The 25,913-nt window shown below is 73.7% G+C and carries 24 protein-coding genes; 19 read left to right on the top strand and 5 right to left on the bottom strand.

The window, feature by feature from the left end; translation table 11 throughout:
* Positions 1 to 116: 116 nt before the first annotated feature.
* On the top strand, positions 117 to 854 hold the full coding sequence (locus J4557_RS33710) for an HIT family protein (protein ID WP_208270823.1): 738 nt from the start codon (positions 117 to 119) through the stop codon (positions 852 to 854).
* Here J4557_RS33710 and J4557_RS33705 read toward each other — a convergent pair.
* Both J4557_RS33705 and J4557_RS33700 read right to left on the bottom strand, forming a co-directional pair.
* The gene (locus J4557_RS33705; protein ID WP_208270822.1) at positions 830 to 1,786 is read right to left on the bottom strand and encodes a PfkB family carbohydrate kinase; all 957 of its coding nucleotides are present in this window, start codon (positions 1,784 to 1,786) and stop codon (positions 830 to 832) included. The genes J4557_RS33710 and J4557_RS33705 overlap by 25 nt on opposite strands.
* Before the next feature lie 7 nt (positions 1,787 to 1,793).
* The gene (locus tag J4557_RS33700; protein ID WP_208270821.1) at positions 1,794 to 2,291 is read right to left on the bottom strand and encodes an NUDIX domain-containing protein; all 498 of its coding nucleotides are present in this window, start codon (positions 2,289 to 2,291) and stop codon (positions 1,794 to 1,796) included.
* Positions 2,292 to 2,833: 542 nt separating this feature from the next.
* On the opposite strand from J4557_RS33700, the gene infC reads away from it, so the two are divergent.
* The 9 genes from infC to J4557_RS33655 all read left to right on the top strand — a co-directional run bounded on the left by infC (position 2,834) and on the right by J4557_RS33655 (position 13,215).
* Positions 2,834 to 3,409 carry a translation initiation factor IF-3 gene (gene infC / locus J4557_RS33695; protein WP_151539437.1) on the top strand — a complete coding sequence of 192 codons (576 nt, stop codon included), beginning with the start codon at positions 2,834 to 2,836 and terminating at the stop codon, positions 3,407 to 3,409.
* Positions 3,410 to 3,783: 374 nt separating this feature from the next.
* On the top strand, positions 3,784 to 3,978 hold the full coding sequence (gene rpmI / locus J4557_RS33690; RefSeq protein WP_067468638.1) for a 50S ribosomal protein L35: 195 nt from the start codon (positions 3,784 to 3,786) through the stop codon (positions 3,976 to 3,978).
* A gap of 69 nt (positions 3,979 to 4,047) precedes the next feature.
* A complete protein-coding gene (rplT, locus tag J4557_RS33685) occupies positions 4,048 to 4,416 on the top strand; it encodes a 50S ribosomal protein L20 (protein ID WP_151544049.1) in 369 nt (122 codons plus the stop codon).
* A gap of 34 nt (positions 4,417 to 4,450) precedes the next feature.
* A complete protein-coding gene (locus J4557_RS33680; RefSeq protein WP_208270820.1) occupies positions 4,451 to 5,266 on the top strand; it encodes a TrmH family RNA methyltransferase in 816 nt (271 codons plus the stop codon).
* Between the two features lie 331 nt (positions 5,267 to 5,597).
* The gene (locus J4557_RS33675) at positions 5,598 to 6,128 is read left to right on the top strand and encodes an STAS domain-containing protein (RefSeq protein WP_307800358.1); all 531 of its coding nucleotides are present in this window, start codon (positions 5,598 to 5,600) and stop codon (positions 6,126 to 6,128) included.
* Positions 6,129 to 6,454: 326 nt separating this feature from the next.
* Positions 6,455 to 7,546, top strand: coding sequence for a sensor histidine kinase (locus tag J4557_RS33670; RefSeq protein ID WP_208270819.1), 1,092 nt, complete (start codon positions 6,455 to 6,457; stop codon positions 7,544 to 7,546).
* A gap of 135 nt (positions 7,547 to 7,681) precedes the next feature.
* The gene (gene pheS, locus J4557_RS33665; RefSeq protein WP_208270818.1) at positions 7,682 to 8,791 is read left to right on the top strand and encodes a phenylalanine--tRNA ligase subunit alpha; all 1,110 of its coding nucleotides are present in this window, start codon (positions 7,682 to 7,684) and stop codon (positions 8,789 to 8,791) included.
* Positions 8,791 to 11,268 carry a phenylalanine--tRNA ligase subunit beta gene (gene pheT / locus J4557_RS33660; protein ID WP_208270817.1) on the top strand — a complete coding sequence of 826 codons (2,478 nt, stop codon included), beginning with the start codon at positions 8,791 to 8,793 and terminating at the stop codon, positions 11,266 to 11,268. Before pheS ends, pheT begins: the two co-directional genes overlap by 1 nt.
* 330 nt (positions 11,269 to 11,598) lie before the next feature.
* Complete coding sequence (locus J4557_RS33655) at positions 11,599 to 13,215, top strand: ABC-F family ATP-binding cassette domain-containing protein (protein WP_208270816.1); 1,617 nt, start codon at positions 11,599 to 11,601, stop codon at positions 13,213 to 13,215.
* A gap of 50 nt (positions 13,216 to 13,265) precedes the next feature.
* Here J4557_RS33655 and J4557_RS33650 read toward each other — a convergent pair whose 3' ends face one another.
* From J4557_RS33650 to J4557_RS33640, 3 genes are read right to left on the bottom strand one after another with little or no spacing between them, the layout of a single operon-like run.
* Entirely contained in the window at positions 13,266 to 14,114 is an 849-nt protein-coding gene (locus tag J4557_RS33650) for an ABC transporter permease (RefSeq protein WP_208270815.1), read from the bottom strand.
* Positions 14,111 to 15,079 carry an ATP-binding cassette domain-containing protein gene (locus tag J4557_RS33645; protein ID WP_208270814.1) on the bottom strand — a complete coding sequence of 323 codons (969 nt, stop codon included), beginning with the start codon at positions 15,077 to 15,079 and terminating at the stop codon, positions 14,111 to 14,113. Before J4557_RS33645 ends, J4557_RS33650 begins: the two co-directional genes overlap by 4 nt.
* Positions 15,076 to 15,570 carry a MarR family winged helix-turn-helix transcriptional regulator gene (locus tag J4557_RS33640; protein WP_208270813.1) on the bottom strand — a complete coding sequence of 165 codons (495 nt, stop codon included), beginning with the start codon at positions 15,568 to 15,570 and terminating at the stop codon, positions 15,076 to 15,078. Before J4557_RS33640 ends, J4557_RS33645 begins: the two co-directional genes overlap by 4 nt.
* Before the next feature lie 244 nt (positions 15,571 to 15,814).
* Between J4557_RS33640 and argC the strand changes: the two genes are divergently transcribed.
* The 9 genes from argC (at position 15,815) to tyrS (ending at position 25,290) form a co-directional block, all read left to right on the top strand.
* A complete protein-coding gene (gene argC, locus J4557_RS33635) occupies positions 15,815 to 16,843 on the top strand; it encodes an N-acetyl-gamma-glutamyl-phosphate reductase (protein WP_208270812.1) in 1,029 nt (342 codons plus the stop codon).
* Positions 16,840 to 17,997 (top strand): bifunctional glutamate N-acetyltransferase/amino-acid acetyltransferase ArgJ, encoded by a 1,158-nt coding sequence (gene argJ / locus J4557_RS33630; RefSeq protein WP_208270811.1) that lies wholly within the window; start codon positions 16,840 to 16,842, stop codon positions 17,995 to 17,997. The genes argC and argJ overlap by 4 nt, the downstream gene beginning before the upstream one ends.
* Positions 17,994 to 18,935: an acetylglutamate kinase gene (gene argB, locus J4557_RS33625; protein WP_372442559.1), complete on the top strand. Its 942-nt coding sequence runs from the start codon at positions 17,994 to 17,996 to the stop codon at positions 18,933 to 18,935. The genes argJ and argB overlap by 4 nt, the downstream gene beginning before the upstream one ends.
* A 26-nt stretch (positions 18,936 to 18,961) precedes the next feature.
* Positions 18,962 to 20,164, top strand: a complete 1,203-nt coding sequence (locus J4557_RS33620; protein WP_208270936.1) for an acetylornithine transaminase — start codon at positions 18,962 to 18,964, stop codon at positions 20,162 to 20,164.
* Between the two features lie 5 nt (positions 20,165 to 20,169).
* The gene (gene argF / locus J4557_RS33615; protein ID WP_208270810.1) at positions 20,170 to 21,090 is read left to right on the top strand and encodes an ornithine carbamoyltransferase; all 921 of its coding nucleotides are present in this window, start codon (positions 20,170 to 20,172) and stop codon (positions 21,088 to 21,090) included.
* 8 nt (positions 21,091 to 21,098) lie between these two features.
* Positions 21,099 to 21,602, top strand: a complete 504-nt coding sequence (locus J4557_RS33610; protein ID WP_208270935.1) for an arginine repressor — start codon at positions 21,099 to 21,101, stop codon at positions 21,600 to 21,602.
* A gap of 122 nt (positions 21,603 to 21,724) precedes the next feature.
* Positions 21,725 to 23,143: an argininosuccinate lyase gene (argH, locus tag J4557_RS33605; RefSeq protein WP_208270809.1), complete on the top strand. Its 1,419-nt coding sequence runs from the start codon at positions 21,725 to 21,727 to the stop codon at positions 23,141 to 23,143.
* Between the two features lie 149 nt (positions 23,144 to 23,292).
* Entirely contained in the window at positions 23,293 to 23,928 is a 636-nt protein-coding gene (locus tag J4557_RS33600; RefSeq protein WP_208270808.1) for a DNA-3-methyladenine glycosylase, read from the top strand.
* Between the two features lie 84 nt (positions 23,929 to 24,012).
* Entirely contained in the window at positions 24,013 to 25,290 is a 1,278-nt protein-coding gene (gene tyrS, locus J4557_RS33595) for a tyrosine--tRNA ligase (RefSeq protein WP_208270807.1), read from the top strand.
* Positions 25,291 to 25,913: the final 623 nt, after the last annotated feature.

Genomic DNA, 25,913 nt, shown 5'->3' with positions numbered 1-25,913 from the left:
ATGTTCTGTACCCCTCGGGTTCCGGGTCTGTGGCCGCGTCCGCACAGATCGCCGGCGCGGCGCCGCGGGCACGCTGGAAGCGACCGCCCGTGCGTCCCGTGTTGCTGGAGGAGGCGTTGGCCGAGCCATCGGCGCAGCCCGGCCGCGAGTGCGTGCTGTGCCCGCCCCTCCGGTTCCGGATCAACGCCATGGCCCACCTGCCCGGCGAGGCGTCCGTCCTCGCCCGGGACCGCGACTTCCTGCTGATGCCGGACGTCGCGCCGCTCGCCGACGGGCACCTCCTCCTCGTCACGCGCGAGCACCGCCAGTGCGCGGGCGACTTCGACGAGCGGCTGTGGGACCGCGCCCTGCGCTGGCGCGACCGCGTCGCCCGCCTCTACCTGCACGCCTACGGGACCGGCGAACTCCTGCTCTTCGAGCACGGGCCCGCGCTGTCACAGGGCGGCGGCGCGTGCATCGACCACGCGCACTGGCACTTCCTGCCGGGGGCACCCGGGGTCCGCGCCGTGGTGGAGGAGCAGGGCCTGCCGGGCGCGCCCGCCGGGCACGCGGCGCTCCGGGCCCGCTTCCGCACCGGGCGCTCCTACCTGCTCATCGAGGAGCGCGGCACGGCGACCGTCCATCCGGGCGACGGAGTGCGCGGGCAGTTCCTGCGCTGGGCCGTCGCCGCGGCCTTGGACGGCGGGCCCGAGCGCGAGACGGCCCTGGCGGGCGGGACGTGGCGCTGGCAGCAGACGTTCGGGCTTCCCGACAGCCGGCGGCGCTTCCTGCGGACCCTGCGGGCGTTGCGGCGCGCGGTCTCCGCCCTCGACGGCCCGTCCCCGCGCGATCAGCGCGACGACAGCCACCAGTAGAGCTCGCACGCCGCCAGCCGGTCGCCGAACCCCGCGCGCACGTCCCCGTCGCGGTACCCGGTCCCGTACTCCAGCGACAGCCCTTCGCGCTGGTACGCCAGCACCCGCTCCAGCAGTGTCGGGCCGAAGCGCAGCAGCCACAGCGGACGCCCCGCGACCGCGCCGTCGAGCGCGCGCGCCAGCGCCCGCACCTCGTCCGCGCCGGCGGGCACCGCACGGCCGAGCAGCCGCGCCAGCGTCGGAGCCTCCGCGAACACCACGTCCGCCGCCGACAGGACCGGCAGCACGGCCGCCGCCGGAAGCCGCGCGTCGATGTCATGCGGGACCAGATCGAACGCCACCGCTGTGCCCGCCGCGCGCGCCGTCCCCGCCGCCGCGCGCAGCGCCGCCCGCGACACCGGCGACAGCAGCGAGTACCCGTCCAGGAACAGCGCGTCCGCCCGGCGGATCGAGCCCGCGGCCGAGCGGACCTCCGACTCGGTGAGCCGGCGGCCCGGCGCGTCCTGCTCGGCCACCAGCAGCCGCACCCCCGGCCCGCCGCCGGCCGGCCGGTCGCGCACCATCACCGTCACCCCGTTCGGCGCGCCCGGCTCGACCCGCAGCCGGTCCCGGGCGCCGATCCGCCGCAGCTCCCGCCGGATCACCGGCGTGAACTCGTCGTCGCCGACCTTCGCCAGCACGCTCACCCGGCGGAAGCGGGCCACCGCGCACCGGGCCAGGTTCACCGCCGTCCCCGCGACCAGAGCGCGCGCGGGCCCGTAGCAGAGCCGGTCGGCGGTCAGCTCCCCGAAGCGGACGTCCAGCGCCGCCCGCACCTCGATCCGCACGTCGCCGATGACGAACAGGGAGAAGCGGCGCCTGCCCGTCCCGTCCGGGCGGGGCGGGCGCACGGGGGAGCGGGCGGCGCCGCCCGTCCCCGCGTCCGCGTCCATCCGGCCGTCAGCGGGCGAGCGGCAGGAACGCCCGCACCACCGGGCGCAGGCTCGGGATCAGCGGGTAGGAGCGCACCTCGTCCAGCGGCACCCAGGCGCATCCGTCCAGGTGGTCGCTCTCGTCCTGGTTGCCGAACGCGACGTCGAGCGTCAGCGGGCGGCAGCGGCGGGCCGCCGCGACCACCCGGACCCTGCCGCCCGCCGCGTCCGGGGACCGGTCGTCCATGAACCACTGCCACAGGTGGAACGGCGGGCCCGGCTCGATCCTCAGGCCGACCTCCTCCCACACCTCCCGCCGGATGTGGTCGTCGAGGTCCAGGTCGGCCCCGACGTCCAGGCGCCCGCCCGGCACCTCCCACCGGCCGGGCTGGAACGGGTCGGATGCCGCCTTGCGCACCATCAGCAGCCGCCCTCCGGCCGTGATGAACGCCTTCTGCGCGAACTGCAGGCGGACCGGCGGCGAGGCGGTGAGGGGGCCTGGGGAACCGGTCTCGACTGAGGGCATCACGGGAATACCTCTCTGGCGCCGGCCCCACCGGGCCGTCCTGGCACCACGGTAACAACGGGGGCGCCCGGGGCGAGGCGCCCGCCGGGTCAGATGACCCTCACCTCCACGTGGGAAAAGGCGGCCGGCCGGGGATCGGCGACCGGTCCGCGTGCGGAGGGCGTTCCGGTTCCGGGAATGCGGCGGCGGCCCGCCAGGTTGTTGCAAATGGCGTACCCCGCGGTGGACGCGGATCCCGCGGGGCGCGCACGCGCCTCTGAGGTGGTAGTGTTGGTGGCCGACCGGCCCTGTGCACGCGACCGACGAGGTCGTGCGCGCCGGGCGCTCAAGCGGAGGCCACCTCCCACCTGACCGGCCGTGCGGCCGGTGGGTATCGGTCCGGCGAACGGGCGCGTCGCGCTCGTCCCGCCGTCGTCCCCGGACGGTTCCACCGTCCAGGGCGACCGAAGGTGGCCCCGCACGTGAGTCGTGCGGGGCTTTTCGCGTGAGAGCCTCGGGGTACGACCGGTCCCAGAACTTGAGAACGGCCCCAAGGAGGTCCCATCAGCGCCGAACCGCGTATCAACGACCGCATTCGCGTGCCCGAGGTCCGGCTCGTCGGCCCGAACGGCGAACAGGTGGGCATCGTGCCCATCGCCAAGGCCCTTGAACTCGCGCGTGAGTCGGACCTCGACCTGGTCGAGGTGGCGCCCACCGCGCGCCCGCCCGTCGCCAAGCTCATGGACTACGGCAAGTTCAAGTACGAGTCCGCGATGAAGGCGCGTGAGGCGCGGAAGAACCAGGCGCACACGATCATCAAGGAGATCAAGCTCCGCCCGAAGATCGACCCGCACGACTACGAGACCAAGAAGGGTCACGTGGTGCGGTTCCTGAAGGCCGGGGACAAGGTGAAGGTCACGATCATGTTCCGTGGTCGTGAGCAGTCCCGTCCGGAGCTCGGTTTCCGGCTGCTGCAGCGGCTGGCCGACGACGTCGAGGAGCTCGGCTTCGTCGAGTCGCGGCCCAAGCAGGACGGCCGAAACATGATCATGGTGCTCGGTCCGCACAAGAAGAAGGCGGAGGCCAAGGCGGAGCGCGCCGCGAGCCGCGAGCAGGACGCGGCGACCGGCCCGGCCTGACCGGCCGCCGACCGCGCGAGCGAGACGCCGGCCGCGCATGCGGTCACGGCGCCCGGTCGTGAACGCTCGACCGCGGCGCCCCGCTCGGTGCTGCCCGCTTCATGGCAGGGCGCACCGGGGGCGGTGCCCGAACGACCAAGGTGCCGGACCGGCCGGGACGCCGGTCCGGCCGCAACGCCCGCGGCCCGCAAGGGCCGTCGGGCCCCCGCCTCGGCGGCGGGCCCGTCCGCGGCCTCGTGGCTTCCGCGGGGTCGTTACGCACGTACATTGAAGCCTGACCTGGCGCGTCGCACGCGTCCGAACGCGACGCGCCGATCAGGTGCGCTCCCGTGCCGCCGCACGGGGGCCCGGGAACGAGGGAGACGACGGCGACCATGCCGAAGACCAAGACCCACAGCGGTGCCAAGAAGCGCTTCAAGCTGACCGGCTCCGGCAAGGTGATGCGCCGCCGCGCCAACAAGAACCACCTGCTCGAGCACAAGCCCACCAAGCGGACGCGCCGCCTGTCCGGCCCGGCCGTGGTGGCCGACGCCGACGCCAAGAACATCAAGAAGCTGCTGCGCAAGTAGCACCGACCGGCAACATCGACGACCGGCCGGCGCCAGGACGGCTCCGGCCCCCACGAAGGAGTTCAGCACGTGGCACGCGTGAAGCGGGCGGTCAACGCCGCCAAGAAGCGTCGGGTCGTTCTGGAGCGGTCGAGCGGCTACCGCGGCCAGCGTTCGCGGCTGTACCGCAAGGCCAAGGAGCAGCAGCTCCACTCGATGACCTACGCCTTCCGGGACCGCAAGGACCGCAAGGGCCAGTTCCGCCGCCTGTGGATCCAGCGGATCAACGCCGCGGCCCGCGCCAACGGCATCACCTACAACCGGTTCATCCAGGGCCTGAAGGCCGCCGAGGTCGAGGTCGACCGGCGCATGCTGGCCGAGCTCGCCGTGAACGACGCCCCCGCGTTCGCCGCCCTGGTCAAGGTGGCCAAGGACGCGCTCCCGGCGGAGGCCGCCTGAGCCGGGCGACCTGGCGACGGGCGAGTACGGCGACATGGCGGGCCGCGAGCTGACCTCTATCCGATCACCACGGGTGAAGGCCGCTCGCCGGCTCGCCAAACGCGCCTTCCGGCGCCGTGAGGGGCTGTTCCTCGCCGAGGGGCCGCAGGCGGTGCGGGAGGCGCTGGAGATCCCCGGCGGGCTGGCCGAGCTGTTCACCACGGCCGAGGCCGAGTCCCGCCATCCCGATCTGGTGGGCGCCGCCGAGCGCGCCGGGGTCCCGGTGCTGCGGGTCAGCGGCGAGATCATGGCCGAGCTGGCGCAGACCGTCACCCCGCAGGGGCTGCTGGCGGTCTGCGGGTTCGTGGACGTCCCGCTGGCCGGCGCGCTGGAGGCCGGGCCGCGGCTGGTGACCGTCCTCGCGCACGTCCGCGACCCCGGCAACGCCGGGACGGTGCTGCGCACCGCCGACGCGGCGGGGTCGGAGACGGTGGTCTTCACCGACGCGTCCGTCGACCCCTACAACGGCAAGTGCGTGCGCGCCTCGGCGGGCAGCCTGTTCCATCTGCCGGTCGTGGTCGGCCCGCGCTTCGACACCCTGATCCCCGAGCTGAAGCGGGCGGGGCTGACGGTGCTCGCCGCCGACGGCGCGGGCGACCGGACCCTGGACGAGGCCATCGACCAGGGGCTGCTGGCACGGCCCACCGCCTGGGTGTTCGGCAACGAGGCGTGGGGCCTGCCGGAGGAGATCCTCCGGCACGTGGACGAGGTCGTCCGGGTGCCGATCTACGGCCGGGCCGAGAGCCTCAACCTGGCGACGGCCGCGGCCGTCTGCCTGTACGCCTCGGCCCGGGCGCAGCGCCGGGCCTGAGACGGGCGCGCGCCCTGCGGCGCGGCACCCGGCCGGCCCGTGGAACTCCTGCAGGGCACGGGCGAGCCGACGGTCACGTACGAGGGGCCGCGAAGGTTCAATGCGTTCCGTGGCCGGCTGGCCGCAAGCGGTCGCCTTCGAGGCCGTTTCGCGGCATGTGAGCTGCGAAGATGGTCTTCCCGCGAACGGATGGGCAGGGGGCCCGCCGGCGCGCGGAACTCATTCCCAGGTAGGAGCGGGATACCGGCCCGGCGGTGGATTTCACCGCTCCGGCCCGCTGCCTACCGTGTTGACCAGGGCGTTGACCAGGGCGGCAAGGGAGCCGCATGAAGTGGGGGCGAACGTGATGACCGAGGAGACCAGGCCGGCGAGACGGCCGGGCCGGCGCGCGCCGGAGATCCGGTGCCGGACCGGCGCCGGCCAGGCCGCCGCCCGCGGCTCCGCGGCGCCCGGCACGGCGGCGCTCGACGGGACCGGCGCTTGGGCGCCCGGCCCGGTGGCCGGCCTGGCGATCGAGGTGGCCGAGCGGCGGCCGGGGACCGCCGTCGTCACGGTGACCGGCGAGATCGACCTGCACACCGCGGACGGCCTGCGGGCCCGGCTGGTCAAGGCGCACGCCGCGGGGGCGCGCCGGCTGGTGCTGGACTTCGCCGCCGTCCCGTTCTGCGACGCGGCGGGCCTCGGCGCGCTGGTCGGCGCGCACAACGAGATCTCCGCCACCGGCGGCGAGATCGTGCTGGCCGGGGTGCGGCCCGCCCAGCTGCGGCTGCTGCGGATCACCGGCCTGCACCGGCTGTTCACGGTGCACGCGGACGTGGCGGACGCGCTCGCGGGCCAGGGCTCGCCGACCGGCTCCCGCTGAGCACGATCGAGGACGCCCGGACACGTTCGAGCACGTTCGAGCAGGTCGGAGCAGGACCGGGCACGTCCGGGCGCCGGGCACGGTCGGCCGCGGCCGCGAACGGACTCGCGGTCCCGGTCGCGCAGGTCAGGGTCGGGTCCGTGCCGATCATGCTTCCCGAGGGCCCTGCCGCCCCGCTCGCAGCCCGTCCGGGGACGCCCGCCAGGACCTGCCCGGTGGCTACAAATGCCTTGCCGCTAGGCGTTCTCCGGGTCCCGTAAGGGGCCCGACTGCGGATAGAGTCTCTTCTCGACAGGCCGCGCTCTACCGGTGTTCTGGAGGCCGCTGTGGGCGGAGAGGAACCCCCCGGCGTGGCCGCGCGCGCTCTCTTCGAGCCCGGGCAGGCGGACGACCTGCCGGACGGGCTGCTGGTCGCCGACCGCGACGCCCGCGTCGTGGTGTTCAACGCCGCCGCCGAGCGGATGACCGGGATCGCCGCCGCGGCCGCGCTGGGCCGCGACTTCCGCGACGTCCTGCCGCTGCACGACGCCGAAGGCCGCGACTGGTGGAAATGCCTGTCGCCCTACGACGGCCTGGTGACCCGCACTCGGCACCCCGAGCGGGCGCTGTTCCTGGCCGGCGGCACCGAGCTGCTGGTGACCGCCGGGTACCGGCGCGGCGAGGGCGGCCGCGTCGAGCGGTTCACCGTCTGCCTGCGGGACGCGCAGCACCGCGCCCGCCAGGAGCGCGACCGCGCCGACCTGGTGTCGACCGTCGCGCACGAGCTGCGCTCCCCGCTGACCAGCGTCAAGGGCTTCACCGCGACGCTGCTCGCCAAGTGGCACCGCTTCAACGACGACCAGAAGCGGGTCATGCTGGAGACCGTCAACGCCGACGCCGACCGCGTCACCCGGCTGATCACCGAGCTGCTGGACGTGTCCCGGATCGAGGCGGGCCGGCTGGAGATGCGCCGCCAGGTCGTCGACCTGCCCGAGGAGGTCCGCAAGGTCATCGCGGGCCGGGTCGCCGCCGGCGACGCCGAGGACCGGTTCCGGTTCGAGGTCCGCGGCGAGCTGCCCGAGATGTGGCTGGATCCCGACAAGATGGACCAGATCCTGGGCAACCTGGTGGAAAACGCGGTGCGGCACGGCGCCGGGACTGTCACCATCGTGGTGGAGCCGGACGCGCACAAGGAGGGGGCGGCCGTGTCGGTGCGCGACGAGGGCGAGGGCATACCGCCCGAGGCCGTCCAGCGCGTCTTCCGGCAGTTCTGGCGCGGCCCGGGCGGCAACCGGCGCGGCGGCACCGGCCTCGGCCTGTACATCGTGAAGGGCCTGGTCGAGGCGCACGGCGGCGCGATCACCGTGCGGCGGGCGCCCGGCGGCGGCGCCGAGTTCCGATTTACCGTGCCCGCCGGGGCCCCCGACCACGCGAGCTGAGCCCGTCCCGGGCGCGGCCCGCGGCGGCGGAAGGGCTCCGGGCGGGCCGCGCGTCACGCGCACGCTTTCCGGATCCTCACCGTCCGCGCACTAGACTGCGGGCGTCCCACGCCGACCGGAGTCGATCACACCACCATGTCTGCACCCAACAAGTCCTATGACCCCGTCGAGGTGTCCGCGTTGCAGCCCGAGCAGCTCGACCAGGCCCGCGACGAGGCGCTCGCCGCGATCGCCGCGGCCGCCGACCTCGACGCACTCAAGCAGGTCCGCCTGGCGCACGCCGGCGACCGTTCCCCGCTGGCCCTCGCCAACCGGGAGATAGGCGCGCTGCCGCCGGCGGCGCGCGCCGACGCGGGCAAGCGCATCGGCGCCGCCCGCGGCGCGGTGTCCAAGGCGCTGAAGGAGCGCCAGGCCGTCCTGGAGGAGGAGCGCGACCAGCGGGTCCTCGTCGAGGAGACCGTCGACGTCACGCTGCCCTGGGACCGCGCGCCGCGCGGCGCCCGGCACCCGCTGACCACCATGCAGGAGCGGATGGCCGACGTCTTCGTCGCGATGGGCTTCGAGGTCTCCGAGGGCCCCGAGGTCGAGGCGGAGTGGTTCAACTTCGACGCGCTGAACTTCCTGCCCGACCACCCGGCCCGCACCATGCAGGACACCTTCTTCGTGGAGTCGGAGGAGTCCGGGCTGGTGATGCGCACGCACACCTCGCCGATGCAGATCAGGTCGCTGCTGTCGCGGCCGCTGCCGGTGTACGTGGTCGCGCCGGGGCGCACCTTCCGCACCGACGAGCTGGACGCCACGCACAGCCCGGTGTTCCACCAGCTGGAGGGCCTCGCCGTCGACGAGGGCCTGACGATGGCGGACCTGCGCGGCGGCATCGACGCGTTCGTCACCGGCATGTTCGGCGCGGGGCTGAAGACCCGGTTCCGGCCGTCGTACTTCCCGTTCACCGAGCCGTCGGCGGAGGTGGACATGCAGTGCTTCGTGTGCCGTGGGGCGTCCGCCGAGCCGGGCGGCGAGCCGTGCCGCACCTGCGGCTCGGAGGGCTGGATCGAGCTGGGCGGCTGCGGCATGGTCAACCCGCGGGTGCTGGTGGCCTGCGGCGTCGACCCGGACCGCTACAGCGGCTGGGCGTTCGGGCTGGGCGTCGAGCGGACGCTGATGTTCCGGCACGGCGTGGAGGACATGTACGACATGGTGGAGGGCGACGTCCGGTTCACCCTCCCGTTCGGGATGGAGATCTGATGCGGGCCCCGCTTTCCTGGGTGCGCGAGCACGTCGAGCTGCCGGCCGGCGTGACCGGCCGGGACCTGGCCGCCAGGCTGATCGCGGCGGGCCTGGAGGTCGAGACGGTCGAGCAGGCCGGCGCCGACCTCTCCGGCCCGCTCGTGGTCGGCGAGGTCCTCGCGATCGAGGAGCTGACCGGCTTCAAGAAGCCGATCCGGTACTGCCAGGTGAACGTCGGCGACGCCAACGGCACCGGCGAGCCGCAGAACATCGTCTGCGGCGCGACCAACTTCGCGGTCGGCGACCGCGTCGTGGTGATCCTGCCCGGCGGCGTGCTGCCCGGCGGGTTCCGGATCGGCGCCCGCAAGACCTACGGCAAGATGTCCGAGGGCATGATCTGCTCGGTCACCGAGCTCGGCATCGGCGACGACCACAGCGGCATCCTGGTGCTGCCGCCGGACGCGCCGGTCGGCGCCGACGCCGTCGAGCTGCTCGGCATCCGCGACGACGTCCTCGACATCGCCGTCACCCCGGACCGCAGCTACGCGCTGTCGATCCGCGGCATCGCCCGGGAGGCCGCGATCGCCTACGGCGTCCCGTTCAAGGACCCGGCGGACGTGGAGCTGCCCGCCAAGAACGGCGAGGCGTACCCGGCGAGCATCGGCGACCCGACCGCGTGCGACCGGTTCGTCCTGCGGGAGGTGCGCGGCTTCGACCCGGACGCGCCGACCCCGATGTGGATGCAGGTCCGCCTGCACCGCGCGGGGATGCGGCCGGTGTCGCTGGCGGTCGACGTCGTGAACTACCTGATGCTGGAGCTCGGGCAGCCGCTGCACACGTTCGACCACGCGAAGCTCACCGGCCCGATCGTGGTGCGGCGCGCCGAGAAGGGCGAGAGCCTGGAGACCCTCGACCACGTCGAGCGGAAGCTGGACGCCGAGGACATCCTCATCACCGACGAGTCGGGCCCCATCTCGATGGCCGGGACGATGGGCGGTCTCGCGACGGAGATCGACGACCGGTCGACCGACATCGTCATCGAGGCCGCGCACTTCGACGCGATCGGCACCGCCCGGATGAGCCGCCGGCACAGGCTGCACAGCGAGGCGTCGTACCGGTTCGAGCGCGGCGTCGACCGCGAGCTGCCGCTGTACGCGTCGTACCGCGCGGCGCGGATGCTGGCGGAGCTGGGCGGCGCGGAGATCGCGCCGGGCGTCACGCACGCCGAGGCCCCCGTCGCGCGGGTCGTGATCACGATGCCGGCCGGGCACCCGGACAAGGTCGCGGGCGTGACGTACGGCCGCGACACCGTCGTGCGGCGGCTGGAGGAGGTCGGCTGCGCGGTCGAGGGGGACGACGTCCTCACGGTGACGCCGCCGTCGTGGCGGCCGGACCTGACCGACCCGAACGACCTCGCCGAGGAGGTCATCCGCCTCGAGGGCTACGAGGACATCCCGGCGCGCGCGCCGCGCCCGTCCGCCGGGCGCGGCCTGACGATCCAGCAGCGGCTGCGCCGCCGCGTGGGCCGCACGCTCGCCGGCGCCGGGTACGTCGAGGTGCTCGCGTTCCCGTTCGTCTCCGCGAAGGACTGGGACGACCTGCAGCTGCCCGCCGACGACGCGCGCCGCCGCGCGCTGCGGCTGGCGAACCCGCTGTCGGAGGAGGAGCCGCTGCTGCGCACCACGCTGCTGCCGGGCCTGCTGCGGACGCTGGCGCACAACGTGGGGCGCGGGTTCCCCGACACGGCGCTGTTCGAGCTGGGCGTGGTGTTCCGGCCCCGCCCGGACGCGCCGCAGCGGGCGCCGCGGCTCGCGGTGGACCGCGGCCCGACGGCCGAGGAGGTCGCGTCCGTGGAGGCGGCGCTGCCCGACCAGCCGTACCGGGTGGCGGTCGTGCTGTCCGGCGACCGCGAGCCCTCGGGCTGGTGGGGCGGCGGGCGCCCGGCGCTGTGGGCGGACGCGGTGCAGGCCGCGCGCATGGTGGCGGCCGAGGTCGGCGTGGAGCTGACCGTGAAGGCCGACCAGCACGCGCCCTGGCACCCGGGCCGCTGCGCCGCGCTGTACGCGGGCGACACGCTCGTCGGCCACGCCGGTGAGCTGCACCCGCGCGTCACCAAGGCGTACGGCCTGCCGGCGCGCACCTGCGCGATGGAGCTGGAGTTGCGCCGCCTCGGCGAGCCGGTGGCGGTCCGCGCGCCGCACGTGTCGACCTACCCGGTCGCCACGCAGGACGTCGCGCTCGTGGTCGACTCCGGCGTGCCCGCCGCCGAGGTGGAGGCGGCGCTGCGCGACGGCGCGGGCGAGCTGCTGGAGGCGATCCGGCTGTTCGACGTCTACACCGGCGAGCAGGTGGGGGAGGGCCGCAAGTCCCTCGCCTACTCGCTGCGGTTCCGCGCCCCGGACCGCACCCTCACCGCCGAGGAGGCGTCGCAGGCCCGCGACGCCGCGGTCGCCGTCGCGGCCGACCGTACCGGCGCCGTTCTGCGCGGCGCCTGATACGCGGCGCTGATCTGCGGGGACGTGCCCCGGGCCTGCAACGGGCCCGGGGCACGTCCATGTTCGGCCGGCGCGGCCGAGGCTCCCGGCACTTAAAGCTACTTGTGTCGCGATAAGAGTCCGGGTAGTCTGGACGCGTCACATCGCCGCCCGGCAGGGGAGTCCGTTGGAGTTCTGAGGTCCGGCACCGCGCAGCGGCCGTCCACCGGCCCGCGCACGACCTCAGCGGATCCACGTCCCGCCGGGCTTCTTCATGCCCGCCCGCGCGTCGCGCGCCTTCGCGGTGCCTCCAGGTGTCAGCAGTCAGCCCGCCCGCCATGGAGGCCGCTCATGTCATTCGCCATCGTCTGCTCGGGCCTGTCGTTCGCGTGGCCGGACGGCACCGCCGTCCTCGACGGCCTGGACGCCGCGTTCGGCGCCGGCCGGACCGGCCTGATCGGGGTCAACGGGTCCGGCAAATCCACCCTGCTCAGGCTGATCGCCGGGGAGCTGCGTCCCGGATCCGGGACCGTCGCCGTCGACGGCGAGGTCGGCCGCCTGCCGCAGAACCTCGCCCTGGACGGCTCCGCGACCGTCGCGGACCTGCTCGGCATCGGCGCGGCCCGCACCGCGCTGCACGCCATCGAGCGCGGCGAGGCCACCGAGGAGAACTTCGCCGCCGTCGGCGACGGCTGGGACGTCGAGGAGCGCGCCCTGGCCGAGCTCGGCCGGCTCGGCCTCGCCCACCTCGGCCTGGACCGGCCCGTCGCGACCCTGTCGGGCGGCGAGGCGGTGATGACCGGGCTGGCCGCGCTGTTCCTCGCCCGCCCCGACGTGCTGCTCCTCGACGAGCCGACCAACAACCTCGACCTCGACGCGCGGCGCCGCCTGTACGACGCGGTCGAGTCCTGGACGGGCGTACTGGTCGTCGTCAGCCACGACCGGGAGCTGCTGGACCGGGTCGACGCCATCGCCGACCTGCGCGACGGCGCCGTCCGGTCGTTCGGCGGCAACCTGTCCGCCTACGAGGAGCTGCTCGCCGTCGAGAAGGAGGCCGCGGAACGGATGGTCCGGGCCGCCGGGACCGACCTGCGCCGGCAGAAGCGCGAACTGGAGGAGGCCCACGTCAAGCTCGCCCGCCGCAAGCGGTACGCGAACAAGATGTACGAGAGCAAGCGCGAACCGAGGGCGGTCATGAAGCTGCGGAAACGCGAGGCGCAGGTCTCGGCGGGCAAGCACCGCATCATGCACGAGGAACGCCTCGCCGGGGCGCGGGCGCGGCTCGCCGAGGCAGAGGACGCGGTGCGCGAGGACGCCGCGATCCGGATCGAGCTGCCCGCCACCCGCGTCCCGGCCGGGCGGACGGTCGCCGCGGTCACCGGGCTCCGCGCGCCCGAGCCGGCGCCGGGCACGCTGACCGAGCTGCTCGTGCGGGGCCCGGAGCGGATCGCGCTCACCGGGCCGAACGGCTCGGGGAAGACGACGCTCCTGCGCGCGCTCACCGGCGAGCGCGTCCCGGAAGGGGTGTCGGTGCGGATCGGCGTGGACGGCGTGCGGTACCTGCCGCAGCGGCTCGACGTCCTCGACGGGGGCCGCAGCGTCGTCGACAACGTGCGCGCGGCCGCGCCGTCGGCGACGCCGGCCGAGATCCGGCAGGGGCTGGCGCGGTTCCTGTTCCGCGGCGCGGGCGCGGACCGGCTCGCCGGGACCCTGTCGGGCGGCGAGCGGCTGCGCGCGGTGCTGGCGTCGCTGCTGCTCGCCGACCCGGCGCCGCGGCTCCTGCTGCTGGACGAGCCGACCAACGACCTCGACATGGACAGCGCCGCGCGGCTCGGCGAGGCCCTCGCCGCCTACGAGGGCGCGCTGATCGTGGTCAGCCACGACCTGCCGTTCCTGCGGACGCTGCGCCTCACCCGGTGGCTGCGCATGGACCGCCGCACCGGCCTTGCCGAGGCGGGGCCCGTGTGACGCGGCAGGCCCCGCGCGGAACGTCCGCGCGGGGCCTGCCGGGGCGCCGGTCAGGTCAGGACGCGGCGCGTGAACGTGCGGGTGGCGGCCCACGTCAGCAGGGCCGTCCCGCCGACGATCGCCAGCAGGAACGCCCACACCGGCATGTGCGGGACGGCGGGCGTCAGGGTGCTGCGCAGCCCCTCGCTGATGTACACGAGCGGGTTGAACAGGCTGAGGATCTGCAGCCACCGGATGTGGTCCAGCGCCGACCACGGGTAGTACACGCAGCCGAGCATCGTCATCGGCAGCAGCACCATCGCGAACAGCACCTGCACCTTCTGCGGGTTCAGCAGCGTGCCGAGCAGCAGCCCGCCGGACGCGGCCAGCAGCGACCCGGCCACCATCACCACGACCAGCACGGCCCAGTTCCCGACGTGCACGTGGGGGGACTGGCCCTCGGCGTGGATGAGCAGCACGGCCGGGAACACCAGCAGCCCGCCGATCAGCCCCTGCAGGGCCGCCGCGACGATCTTCTGGACCGCCAGCAGCGGGATCGGCACCGGCGCCAGCGCCCGGTCGGTGATGGACTTCTGCCAGTTCAGCTCCATCATCAGCGGGAAGATCACCGCCATCATCGCCTGCATGATGATGGACGAGCCGACCAGCCCGGGCACCAGGATCGTGGAGAACGTCGGCCCCCCGGGCCCGCCCGCCATCGCGCCGCCGCCGAGCTTGGGCAGCACGTACGAGAACACGAACACGAACATCACCGGCTGCACCAGCACCCGGACGAACGTCGACAGGAAGTTCTTGCGCATCACCCGCGCCTCGCGCGCCATCATCGCGGCGAACGTGCGGGGGATCGTCGCCCGCGCCGGCGGCGGGGGCGTCAGGACGGTCGCGGCCGGGGCGGTCATTCGCGGTATTCCCTTCCGGTGAGGGTGAGGAAGACGGTCTCCAGGCTGGGGCGCAGCTGCGTGGCGTCGGTGACCCCGACGCCGGCGGCCGACCCGATCGCGACCAGCTCGCCGAGGATCCCCTCGGGCTCGGTGGCGAACACCCGGACCTGCCCGTCGTTGACCTCGACCTTGCTGATGCCGTCGCGGTCGGACAGCTTGTGGATCTGGTCGGGCGCGGGCGCGTCGTAGGCGACGGTGATGACGGTGTCGGCGCCCGCCGCGTCCTTCAGCTCGTCCACGGTGCCCGCGGCGAGGATCTTCCCGTGGTCGACGACCGCGACGCGGTCGCAGAGCGCCTCGGCCTCCTCCATGTAGTGGGTCGTGAGCAGGATGGTCTGCCCGCCCGCCTGCAGGCCGCGCAGCACCTCCCACAGGTTGGTGCGGGTCTGCGGGTCGAGGCCGGCCGTCGGCTCGTCCAGGAACAGCACCTCGGGCCCGTGCATCAGGGCCCGGCAGATCATCACCCGCTTGGCCTGCCCGCCCGACATCTCGAACGGGTTGCCCTTGCGGTGCTCGGTGAGCCCGAACAGCTCCATGAGCTCGTCGGCGCGGCGCCGGGCGTCGCGCGCGCCGAGCCCGAAGAACCGGCCGCGGAACTCCAGGTTCTCGGCGGCGGTCAGGTCGCTGTCGAGGGTGTTGTTCTGCGACACCACGCCGATGCGGCGCTTGATCTCGACGGCGTCCCTCACCACGTCCAGCCCGGTCACCCGTGCGGTGCCGCCGGTCGGGACGACCAGGGTGGTGAGCATGCCGATGGTCGTGGACTTGCCCGCGCCGTTCGGGCCGAGCAGCCCGAAGAACTCGCCGCGGGGCACGTCCAGGTCGATGCCCCGGACGGCGGGCACCTCGGGCCGCGGTCCGGCGGCCGGGTAGGTCTTCTTCAGCTCCACCGTCTGGACGGCGGGCTCGGGGGGTGCGCTCACGCGCCTTCTCCCTTCCCTTGCGTGCCCTCGGAGTAGGTCTCGAACTGCTTGATCAGGTTGAGCAGGAACCGGCGGACGGCCGCCTCGTCGCCCTCGTCGACGACGTCGTAGAGCTCGTGCAGGTCCGCGCCGATCGGGCCGGACTTCTCGGCGACCAGCCGGCGGCCCGAGTCGGTGATCCGCAGCATCACCCCGCGCCGGTCGCGGTGCGAGCGCTCCCGGACGACGTGGCCGTTGCGCTCGAGCGTGTCGACCACGGAGGTCACGGTGGCGGGGGTGACCAGCAGCCGTTTGGCGCACTCGCCGGGCCGCAGGCCGTCCTCGATGACGAGCAGGCGGAGCAGGAAGAACCCCGCGGGGCTGATGCCGTGCCGCTCGACGATCCGCCAGACGACGGGACCCGACAGCCGCGTCGCCGCGGCGAAGAGCCGGCCGAGGGGCCACTCCTCCATGGGGCCGAGGACCTTGAGGTCGTAGCCGAGGTTCTCCATGGCGGCGATGTTAGAGCGCTGATGGTTCGAGGGCAAATCTTTAGATGCCTAATTACTCTCCCGGCCATGGATGTCAATGTAGGTTGACATCGAGGGCGTGTCAACCGATGTTGACGTTCTGGACGTCGGTCGCGTCCCCGCCGCCGCTGTGTCGCTCGTCTCAGAACCGGCCGGCCGCCGGTACGACGTTGAATAGGTTTCCAGTTGCATGCATACTCTTACCCGTTGCTTCGAAGGAGTGGACATGGGAATCCGGACGGCGGTGGCCGGCGCCAGCGGTTACGCGGGCGGCGAGCTGCTGCGCATCCTCGCGGGACATCCAGAGTTCGAGATCGGCGCCCTCACCGCCGGCTCCAACGCCGGCACGGAGCTCGGCGCGCACCAGCCGCACCTGCGCTCCCTGGCCGGGCGCGTCCTGGAGGAGACCACCCCGGACACCCTGGCCGGCCACGACGTGGTGTTCCTCGCCCTGCCGCACGGCCGGTCGGGGCCGCTCGCCGCGGAGCTCGGCGACGACGTGCTGGTCGTCGACTGCGGCGCGGACCACCGGCTCGCCGACCCCGCCGCCTGGGACGCCTTCTACGGCACCCCGCACGCCGGCACCTGGCCGTACGGGCTGCCGGAGCTGCCCGGGCAGCGCGACGCGCTCCGCTCCACCAAGCGGATCGCCGTCCCCGGCTGCTACCCGACCGCCGTCACCCTCGCGCTGTTCCCGGCGTTCGCCGCCGGGCTCGCCGAACCCGACGTCGTCGTGGTCGCCGCGTCCGGCACCTCCGGCGCCGGACGCGCCCTCAAGCCGCACCTGCTCGGCAGCGAGGTCATGGGCTCCGTCAGCGCCTACGCGGCCGGCGGCGTCCACCGACACACCCCCGAGATGGCGCAGAACCTCGGCGCCGTCGCCGGCGGGCCGGTCACCGTGTCGTTCACGCCGACGCTCGCCCCGATGAGCCGCGGCATCCTCGCGACCTGCACGGCCAAGGCCCTGCCCGGCGTCACCGCCGCGACCCTCCGCGCCGCCTACGGCGACGCCTACGCCGGGGAGCCGTTCCTCGGCCTGCTGCCCGAGGGGCAGTGGCCCGCCACCTCCATGACGCTCGGCGCGAACACCGCGCTCGTCCAGGTCGCCCTGGACGAGGCGGCCGGCCGGATCATCGCGGTCGCCGCCATCGACAACCTCGCCAAGGGCACCGCGGGCGGCGCCGTCCAGAGCGCCAACCTCGCCCTCGGCCTCCCGGAAGAACTCGGGCTGACCACGATCGGAGTGTCCCCTTGAGCGTCACCGCCCCCCGGGGTTTCCGCGCCGCCGGCGTCGTCGCCGGACTGAAGGACAGCGGCACCCGCGACCTGGCCATCGTCGTCAACGACGGGCCGTCCCGCGCAGCCGCCGCCGTCTTCACCCGCAACCGCGTCAAGGCCGCGCCCGTCCTGTGGTCGGAGCAGGTCCTCAAGGGCGGCCGCGTCCGCGCGGTCGTGCTGAACTCCGGCGGCGCCAACGCCTGCACCGGCGCCGCCGGCTTCCAGGACACGCACGCCACCGCGGAGAAGGCCGCCGAGCTGCTCGTCGACTCCGCCGGCGAGATCGCCGTCTGCTCCACCGGCCTGATCGGCCAGCGGCTGCCGATGGACGCGCTGCTGCCCGGTGTGGACAAGGCCGTCGCCGAGCTGTCGCGCGGCGACGGCGGCCTCGCCGCCGCCGACGCGATCCGCACCACCGACACCGTCGCCAAGATCTCCTTCCGGCAGGGCGAGGGCGGCTACATGATCGGCGCGATGGCGAAGGGCGCGGGCATGCTCGCCCCGTCCCTCGCCACCATGCTGTGCGTCATCACCACCGACGCCGACCTGCCCGCCGAGGCGCTGGACCGGTCGCTGCGCGCCGCGACCCGCGTCACCTTCGACCGGCTCGACTCCGACGGCTGCACGTCGACCAACGACACCGTCCTGCTGATGGCGTCCGGCGCGACCGGCGCCGTCCCCGGCGAGGACGAGTTCACCGCGCTGCTCACCGAGGTGTGCGCCGACCTGACCCGGCAGCTCCTCGTGGACGCCGAGGGCGCGTCCAAGGCCATCGCGATCGAGGTCGTCGGCGCCGCGTCCGAGGACGACGCCGTCGCGGTCGGCCGGTCCATCGCCCGCAACAACCTGCTCAAGTGCGCCATCCACGGCGAGGACCCGAACTGGGGCCGGGTGCTGTCGGCGATCGGCACCACCGACGCCGTGTTCGAGCCCGACCAGCTCAACGTCGCGATCAACGGCGTGTGGGTGTGCCGGAACGGCTCGTTCGGCGACGACCGCGACAAGGTCGACATGCGCCCCCGCGACGTGACGATCACCGCCGACCTGTCGGCCGGCCCGCACAGCGCGACCGTCTGGACGAGCGACCTCACCGCCGACTACGTCCACGAGAACTCGGCGTACTCCACATGAGCGCGATCACGAGCGGCGCGCAGATGCGCAAGAACCGCGCCGGGGTCATGGGCAAGGCGGAGACGCTGATCAAGGCGCTGCCGTGGCTGGAGCGCTTCCACGGCACGACCGTCGTGATCAAGTACGGCGGGCACGCGATGACCGACGAGGCGCTGCGGCACCAGTTCGCCGAGGACATCGTGTTCCTGCGCTACGCCGGGCTGAAGCCGGTCATCGTGCACGGCGGCGGCCCGCAGATCAACGCCGCGCTGGAGCGCAACGGCATCGACTCGACGTTCACCGCCGGGCTGCGCGTCACCACCCCGGAGGCCATGGAGGTCGTCCGGATGGTGCTGACCGGGCAGGTGCAGCGGGACGTCGTCGGGCTGATCAACCGCCACGGGCCGTTCGCCGTCGGCATGTCCGGCGAGGACGCCAACCTGTTCACCGCCGAGCGCAAGCACGCGCTCGTGGACGGCGAGCGGGTCGACATCGGCCAGGTCGGCGAGATCGTCGAGGTGCAGGTCGGCGCCGTCCGCGCGCTGTTGGACGACGGGCGCGTCCCGGTCGTGTCGAGCGTCGCGCGCGGCGACGACGGCGAGGTGTACAACGTCAACGCCGACACGGCCGCCGCGGCGCTCGCCGTCGCGCTGGACGCGGTGAAGCTCGTCGTGCTCACCGACGTCGAGGGCCTGTACTCCGACTGGCCCGACAGCGACGACGTGATCGACCGGCTGACCACCGACGAGCTGGCGGCGCTGCTGCCGGACCTGTCCGCCGGCATGGTGCCGAAGATGGAGGCGTGCCTGGCCGCCGTGCGCGGCGGCGTCCCGCGGGCGCACGTCCTGGACGGCCGGGTCCCGCACTCGCTGCTGCTGGAGATCTTCACCGACGAAGGGATCGGAACGATGGTGCTGCCGAGCCTCCCCGGCGGACCGGTGACGGGGGACGTGAAATGAGCGGAGCCACCTCGCAGGTGAGCCCGATGAGCGCCGCCGACCTGCGGAAGCGGTTCGAGGCCGCGTTCATGCCGAACTACGGCGTCCCCCCGGTCGCGCTGGCGCGCGGCGAGGGCTGCCGGGTGTGGGACGCCGACGGGCGCGCGTACCTCGACCTGATCGCCGGCATCGCGGTCAGCTCCCTCGGGCACGCCCACCCCGCCCTCGTCGAGGCGGTGTCCGCGCAGGTCGCGTCCATCGCCCACACGTCCAACCTGTTCCTGAACGAGCCCGAGGTGCGGCTCGCCGAGCGGCTGCGGGACCTGCTCGGCGGCGACGGGCGGGTGTTCCTCGCCAACAGCGGCACCGAGGCCAACGAGGCCGCGCTGAAGCTCGCGATCAAGTACGGGAAGGCGAACGGCCGGACGTACTTCGTCGCGACGGAGAACGGGTTCCACGGCCGCAGCATGGGCGCGCTGTCGCTCACCGGGAAGAAGGCGATCCGCGAGCCGTTCGGCCCGTTCGCCATCGACGTCCGGTTCGTCCCCTACGGCGACGCGGACGCGCTCAAGGCCGCCGTGGACGAGCGGTGCGCCGCGGTGTTCCTCGAACCCACGCAGGGCGAGGCCGGCGTCGTCCCCCCGCCCGACGGCTACTTCACCGCGGCCCGGGAGATCTGCGACGCGACAGGCGCGCTGTTCGTCGCCGACGAGATCCAGTCCGCGATCGGCCGGACCGGCGCCTGGTTCGCCTTCCAGCACGAGAACGCCCGCCCGGACGTCCTCACGCTCGCCAAGGGGCTCGGCGGCGGCCTGCCGATCGGCGCCTGCGTCGCCTTCGGTGAGCACGGCGCGACCTTCGCCAAGGGCGACCACGGCAGCACGTTCGGCGGCAACCCGGTCAGCGCCGCCGCCGCCCTCGCCGTCCTCGACACCATCGAGAAGGACGGCCTGCTCGCCAACGCCGCCGCCGTCGGGGAGGTCCTCGCGTCCGGGATCGCGGCGATCGACCACCCGCTGCTCAAGGGCGTCCGGGGCCGGGGCCTGTGGCGCGCCGCCGTCCTCACCGGCCCGTACGCGCCCGCCGTCGAGGCCGCCGCCCGCGACGCCGGCTTCCTCGTCAACGCGCTCCAGCCCGACGCCCTGCGGATGGCCCCGCCCCTCATCCTCACCGAGGAGCAGGCCCGCTCGTTCACCACCGCGTTCCCCTCGATCCTCGACGCCGCCGCGTCCGCCGTGAAGGAGAGCTGACCCCCATGACCGTCAGGCACTTCCTGCGCGACGACGACCTCGCGCCCGCCGAGCAGGCCGAGGTCCTCGACCTCGCCGCGAAGGCCAAGAAGGACCGCTTCGCCTACCGGCCGCTCGAAGGCCCGCAGTCCGTCGCGGTGCTCTTCGACAAGCCGTCCACCCGGACCCGGCTGTCGTTCGCGACCGGCATCGCCGAGCTCGGCGGCCACCCCCTCGTCATGGACGCCGGCAGCAGCCAGCTCGGCCGCGGCGAGACCATCGCCGACACCGCCCGCGTGCTCGAACGCCAGGTCGCGGCGATCGTCTGGCGGACGGCCGGGCAGGAGCGCGTCGAGGAGATGGCCGCAGGCACCGCCGTCCCCGTCGTCAACGCCCTCACCGACGAGTACCACCCCTGCCAGATCCTCGCCGACCTGCAGACCGTCCGGGAGGCCAAGGGCGGCCTCACCGGCGCCTCCCTCGCCTACTTCGGCGACGGCGCCAACAACATGGCCCACTCCTACCTGCTCGGCTGCGCCACCGCCGGGATGCACGTCCGCGTCGCCGCGCCGGCGTCCCTGCCGCCCGACCCCGCCGTCGTCGCGCGCGCCGCCGCGATCGCCGCCGCCACCGGCGGCTCGGTGACCGTCACCGACGACGCCGCCCGGGCCGCCGCCGGCGCCGACGTCCTCGCCACCGACACCTGGGTGTCGATGGGGGAGGAGGGCAAGGACACCTCGCTCTACGAGCCGTACCAGGTCAACGAGGAGCTCCTGGCCCTCGCCGACCCCGAGGCGATCGTCCTGCACTGCCTGCCCGCCTACCGCGGCAAGGAGATCACCGCCGCCGTCCTCGACGGCCCCCGCAGCCGCGTGTGGGACGAGGCCGAGAACCGGCTGCACGCCCAGAAGGCACTGCTGATCTGGCTGTTGGAGCGATCCCGTTGACCACCCCGATGACCAAGACCGCCCGCCAGTCCCGGGTGATCGACCTGCTGACCCGCCACCCCGTCCACTCGCAGGGCGAGCTCGCCAAGCTCCTGCAGGACGACGGTGTCGACGTCACCCAGGCCACCCTCTCCCGCGACCTCGTCGAGATCGGCGCCGTCAAGCTCCGCGCCGACGACGGCAGCCTCATCTACGCGGTCCCCGGCGAGGGCGGCGAGCGGATCCGCCGCGCCCGCACCGGCGCCGCCGAGACGTTCGCCGGACGGCTCTCCCGGATCGCCGCCGAACTGCTCGTGTCGGCGGAGGCGTCGGCGAACCTGGTCATCGTCCGCACCCCGCCGGGCGCGGCGCAGTACCTGGCCTCGGCGATCGACCACGCCGAATGGCCGTCGATCCTCGGCACGGTCGCGGGCGACGACTCCATCCTCGTCATCGCCCGCGACCCGAGCGGCGGCGACGAGGTCGCCGAGGCGCTCCTCAGGCTGACCGCCGGCCGGGAACGACGAGGTTAGAGCCGTCCCGGCCCCGGCGCCGCCGCGCGGGGCGCGCGGGGCGCCTGACGCGCGCCCCGGCACCGGGGCATGGTGGGATGGCGAGTACACGAACGCACAGCGCCGAGAAGAAGAGGAATTCCGTGACCAAGGCACCGACGCGACTGTGGGGCGGCCGGTTCGAGGGCGGCCCGTCGGACGCGCTCGCGCGGCTCTCGGTGAGCGTCCAGTTCGACTGGCGGCTCGCCCCGTACGACCTGATGGGCTCGCGCGCCCACGCCCGCGTCCTCAACCGGGCCGGGCTGCTCACCGACGACGAGCTCGAGCGCATGATCGGTGCCCTCGACGACCTCGAGGCCGCCTGCCGGTCCGGGGAGTTCCGGCCCGCCGTCGCCGACGAGGACGTGCACACCGCCCTCGAACGCGGCCTGCTGGAGCGGCTCGGCGCCCTCGGCGGCAAGCTGCGCGCCGGCCGCAGCCGCAACGACCAGGTCGCCACCGACCTGCGCCTGTACCTGCGCGACCACGCCCGGCAGATCGTCTCCCGGCTCGTCGAGCTGGAGACCGCGCTGATCGCGCAGGCCGAGCACAACCTCGGCGTCGCCGCGCCCGGCATGACCCACCTGCAGCACGCGCAGCCGGTCCTGTTCTCCCACCAGCTGCTCGCGCACGTCCAGCCGCTCACCCGCGACGTCGACCGGCTCCGCGACTGGGACCGGCGCGCCGCGGTCTCCCCGCTCGGCTCCGGCGCCCTCGCCGGCTCGTCGCTGCCCCTCGACCCGCAGGCCACCGCCGCCGAACTCGGCTTCGACGCCGCCGCGCCGAACTCCATGGACGCCGTCGCCGACCGCGACTTCGTCGCCGAGTTCCTCTTCACCGCCGCGCTGGTCGGCGTCCACCTGTCCCGCCTCGGCGAGGAGATCTGCCTCTGGGCGTCGCAGGAGTTCCGCTGGATCGAGATGGACGACACCTACGCCACGGGGTCGTCGATCATGCCGCAGAAGAAGAACCCCGACGTCGCCGAGCTGGCCCGCGGCAAGGCCGGCCGGCTCATCGGCCACCTCGTCGGCCTCCTCACCACGCTCAAGGGCCTGCCGCTCACCTACAACCGCGACCTGCAGGAGGACAAGGAGGGCGCGTTCGACGCCGTCGAGACCCTGCTGCTCGTCCTGCCCGCCATGTCCGGCCTGATCGCCACCATGCGGGTCAACACCGAGCGGCTGGAGACCTCCGCGCCCGACGGGTTCGCCCTCGCCACCGACCTCGCCGAGCTGCTGGTGCGGCGCGGCGTCGCCTTCCGCGACGCCCACGAGGTCGTCGGGCACCTCGTCGTCTGGTGCCAGGTCAACGACAAGGACTTCGACGACCTCACCGACGACGAGCTGGCCAAGGTCTCTCCGCACCTGACGCCGGACGTCCGCGAGGTCCTCAACGTCCAGGGCGCCCTGGCGTCCCGCAAGGCCTACGGCGGCACCGCCCCCGACCGCGTCCGCGAGCAGATCGCCGCGCTGCGCGCCCAGGTCAACGACCACGCCTCCTGGGCCACCGGCTCCGACACCTGACCGCCGCCCGGAGCGGAGCGGAAGGCGGCGGCCGGCTGCCCTTGCCGGGGGCGTCCCCCAGGGGCACTGACCGCCGCCCGGCCGGGGCGGTCCGCGCCGCCCCCTAGGCTGGTCGACCGGCGGACCACCCCCTAGACCACGGTGAGGCGATGGACGGAGCGTTGCTGCCACGGGACTTCTTCGACCGGCCGGTGGACGAGGTGGCGCCCTCGCTGCTCGGGCACGTGATCACGCATCGCACGCCCGAGGGCGAGGTCGCCGCGCGGCTCACCGAGGTCGAGGCGTACGCCGGTCCGCTGGATCCCGCGTCCCACGCCTACCGCGGCAGGACGGAGCGCAACGCCGTCATGTTCGGGCCGCCCGGGCACGTCTACGTGTACTTCACCTACGGCATGCACTTCTGCATGAACCTGGTCTGCGGGCCCGAGGGGACGTCGTCGGCGGTGCTGCTGCGCGCGGGCGAGATCGTCGCGGGGGAGGACCTCGCGCGGGCCCGCCGCCCGAAGTCCACCGTCCGCGACCTGGCCCGCGGCCCGGCCCGGCTGTGCCAGGCCCTCGGCGTCGTCCGGGACCAGAACGGCCTGGACGTGTGCACGCCCGGCGGCGAGATGACGATGCTGCGCGGCGAGCCCGCCGACCCCGCGCTGGTCCGCAGCGGACCGCGGACCGGCGTCAACAGCGCCAAGGAGGTGCCGTGGCGGTTCTACGTCGACGGCGACCCGACCGTGTCGCCGTACCGGGCGCACGTCCCGCGCGTCCGCGGGAAGGCCGCCGGGCGGGCCTGACCTCCGAATATCGTTGGCGTGGGCTCCGGCCCATCGGGCAGTCTGGTGAAAGAGCCGGACGGCAAGGCTGAGACGAGGGAGAACGTGACCGACATCCTGGATGACCTCGCGTGGCGCGGCCTGATCGCGCAGTCCACCGATCTGGACGAGATGCGGGCGCTGCTCGCCGCGGGGCCGGTCACGCTGTATTGCGGGTTCGACCCGACGGCGCCCTCACTGCACCTCGGCAACCTCATCCAGATCCTCGTCCTGCGGCGCTTCCAGAAGGCGGGCCACCGGCCGCTCGGTCTCGTCGGCGGCGCCACCGGCCTGATCGGCGACCCCAGCGGCAAGAGCGCCGAACGGGTCCTGAACTCCGAGGAGACCGTCGCCGGCTGGGTCGAGCGGATCCACGGCCAGGTGTCGCGGTTCCTGGACTTCGACGAGGGTCCCACCGGCGCCACCATGGTCAGCAACCTCGACTGGACCGGCCCCATGTCGGCCATCGAGTTCCTGCGCGACATCGGCAAGCACTTCCCGGTCAACCGGATGCTCGCCCGGGAGACCGTCAAGGCCCGCCTCGACACCACCGGGATGAGCTACACCGAGTTCAGCTACGTGCTCCTGCAGTCCATGGACTTCCTCGAGCTGTACCGGCGCCACGGGTGCGTCCTTCAGACGGGCGGCAGCGACCAGTGGGGCAACCTCACCGCCGGTGTCGACCTCATCCGCCGCGTCGAGGGCGGAAGCGCCCACGCGCTGACGACGCCGCTGCTCACCAAGGCGGACGGCACGAAGTTCGGCAAGACCGCCGGGGGCGAGACGTACTGGCTCGACCCCGACCTGACCTCGCCGTACGCGTTCTACCAGTTCTGGATCAACGCCGACGACCGCGACGTGGAGAAGTTCCTGAAGGTCTTCAGCTTCCGCTCCCGGGAGGAGATCGAGGACCTGGTCAAGCAGGGCGCCGAGCGGCCCGCCGCCCGCCTGCCGCAGCGCGCCCTCGCCGAGGAGATGACCACCCTCGTCCACGGCGCGGACGAGACGGCCGCGGTCATCGCCGCGTCCAAGGCCCTGTTCGGCCAGGGCGCGCTGGAGGAACTGGACGAGCGGACCCTCAGGTCCGCGCTCGCCGAGGTGCCCCGCACGGAGATCCCGCCGGGCGAGCTCCCGCCCGTCGTGGATCTCCTGACGGCCTCAGGGCTGTGCAAGAGCAAGTCGGAGGCCCGGCGGACGATCACCCAGGGCGGCGTCTACCTGAACAACGCCAAGGTCGAGTCGGAGGACGCCGCGCCGGCGTCCGGTGACCTGCTGCACGGCCGCTTCCTCGTCCTGCGGCGGGGCAAGCGCAACGTCGGCGGCGTCGAGGTGACCGCGTCCTGAACCGCGCGCGGCGAGCGCCCGTCCGGACCTCTCCGGGCGGGCGCTCGCCGTACCCGGGGAAAACTTCGGTAGATCCACGTCACAGTGAGGTCACGAGCGGCCTCAACGGGGCCGTTCTGAGGCCACAAAACCCCTACTGACCTGCTTAAACGTGGCTTGGACGATCGATTTGACGGTCCCCTCGCGGGGACCTAATGTTCTACACGCCCCACGGGGGAGCGGGACGCCGACAAGGCGGCCGGCCCCGGGGGAACCTCCAAAAGATCATCTGGGACGGACTTGTCCGCGCCCAAATGGGACGTTGGAGGCCGAACCGCCCAGACTTTGACAAAGCGGGCGGATCGGGTAGGCTTGAAGGGTTGCCCCGGAGCGGGGCTCGCGAGAGCGGGTCGTGCGCGGTGGGTGTCCGTTTCTTGAGAACTCAACAGCGTGTTAAAAGCCAGTGCCTTTATCGACCTGGCCGGTTAGGCCGGGTCGCCCCGTGCCATCTCCTTCGGGGGGTGGTGGGGATTTCTTTGAGGCAATGCAGTCCTTTCGGGGATTGTTTGCTGGGATTTTCTTCTGAGGTTTGGCTGCTTCGGGGTTCGCCCCCTGGGGTGGTCGTTTGGACCTTGATGGAGAGT

The organism is Actinomadura nitritigenes (assembly GCF_017573545.1).
GTDB classification, from domain to species: domain Bacteria; phylum Actinomycetota; class Actinomycetes; order Streptosporangiales; family Streptosporangiaceae; genus Spirillospora; species Spirillospora nitritigenes.
Note: the sequence above shows the minus strand (reverse complement) of the source record. Positions and strands in the feature narration are given on the sequence as shown.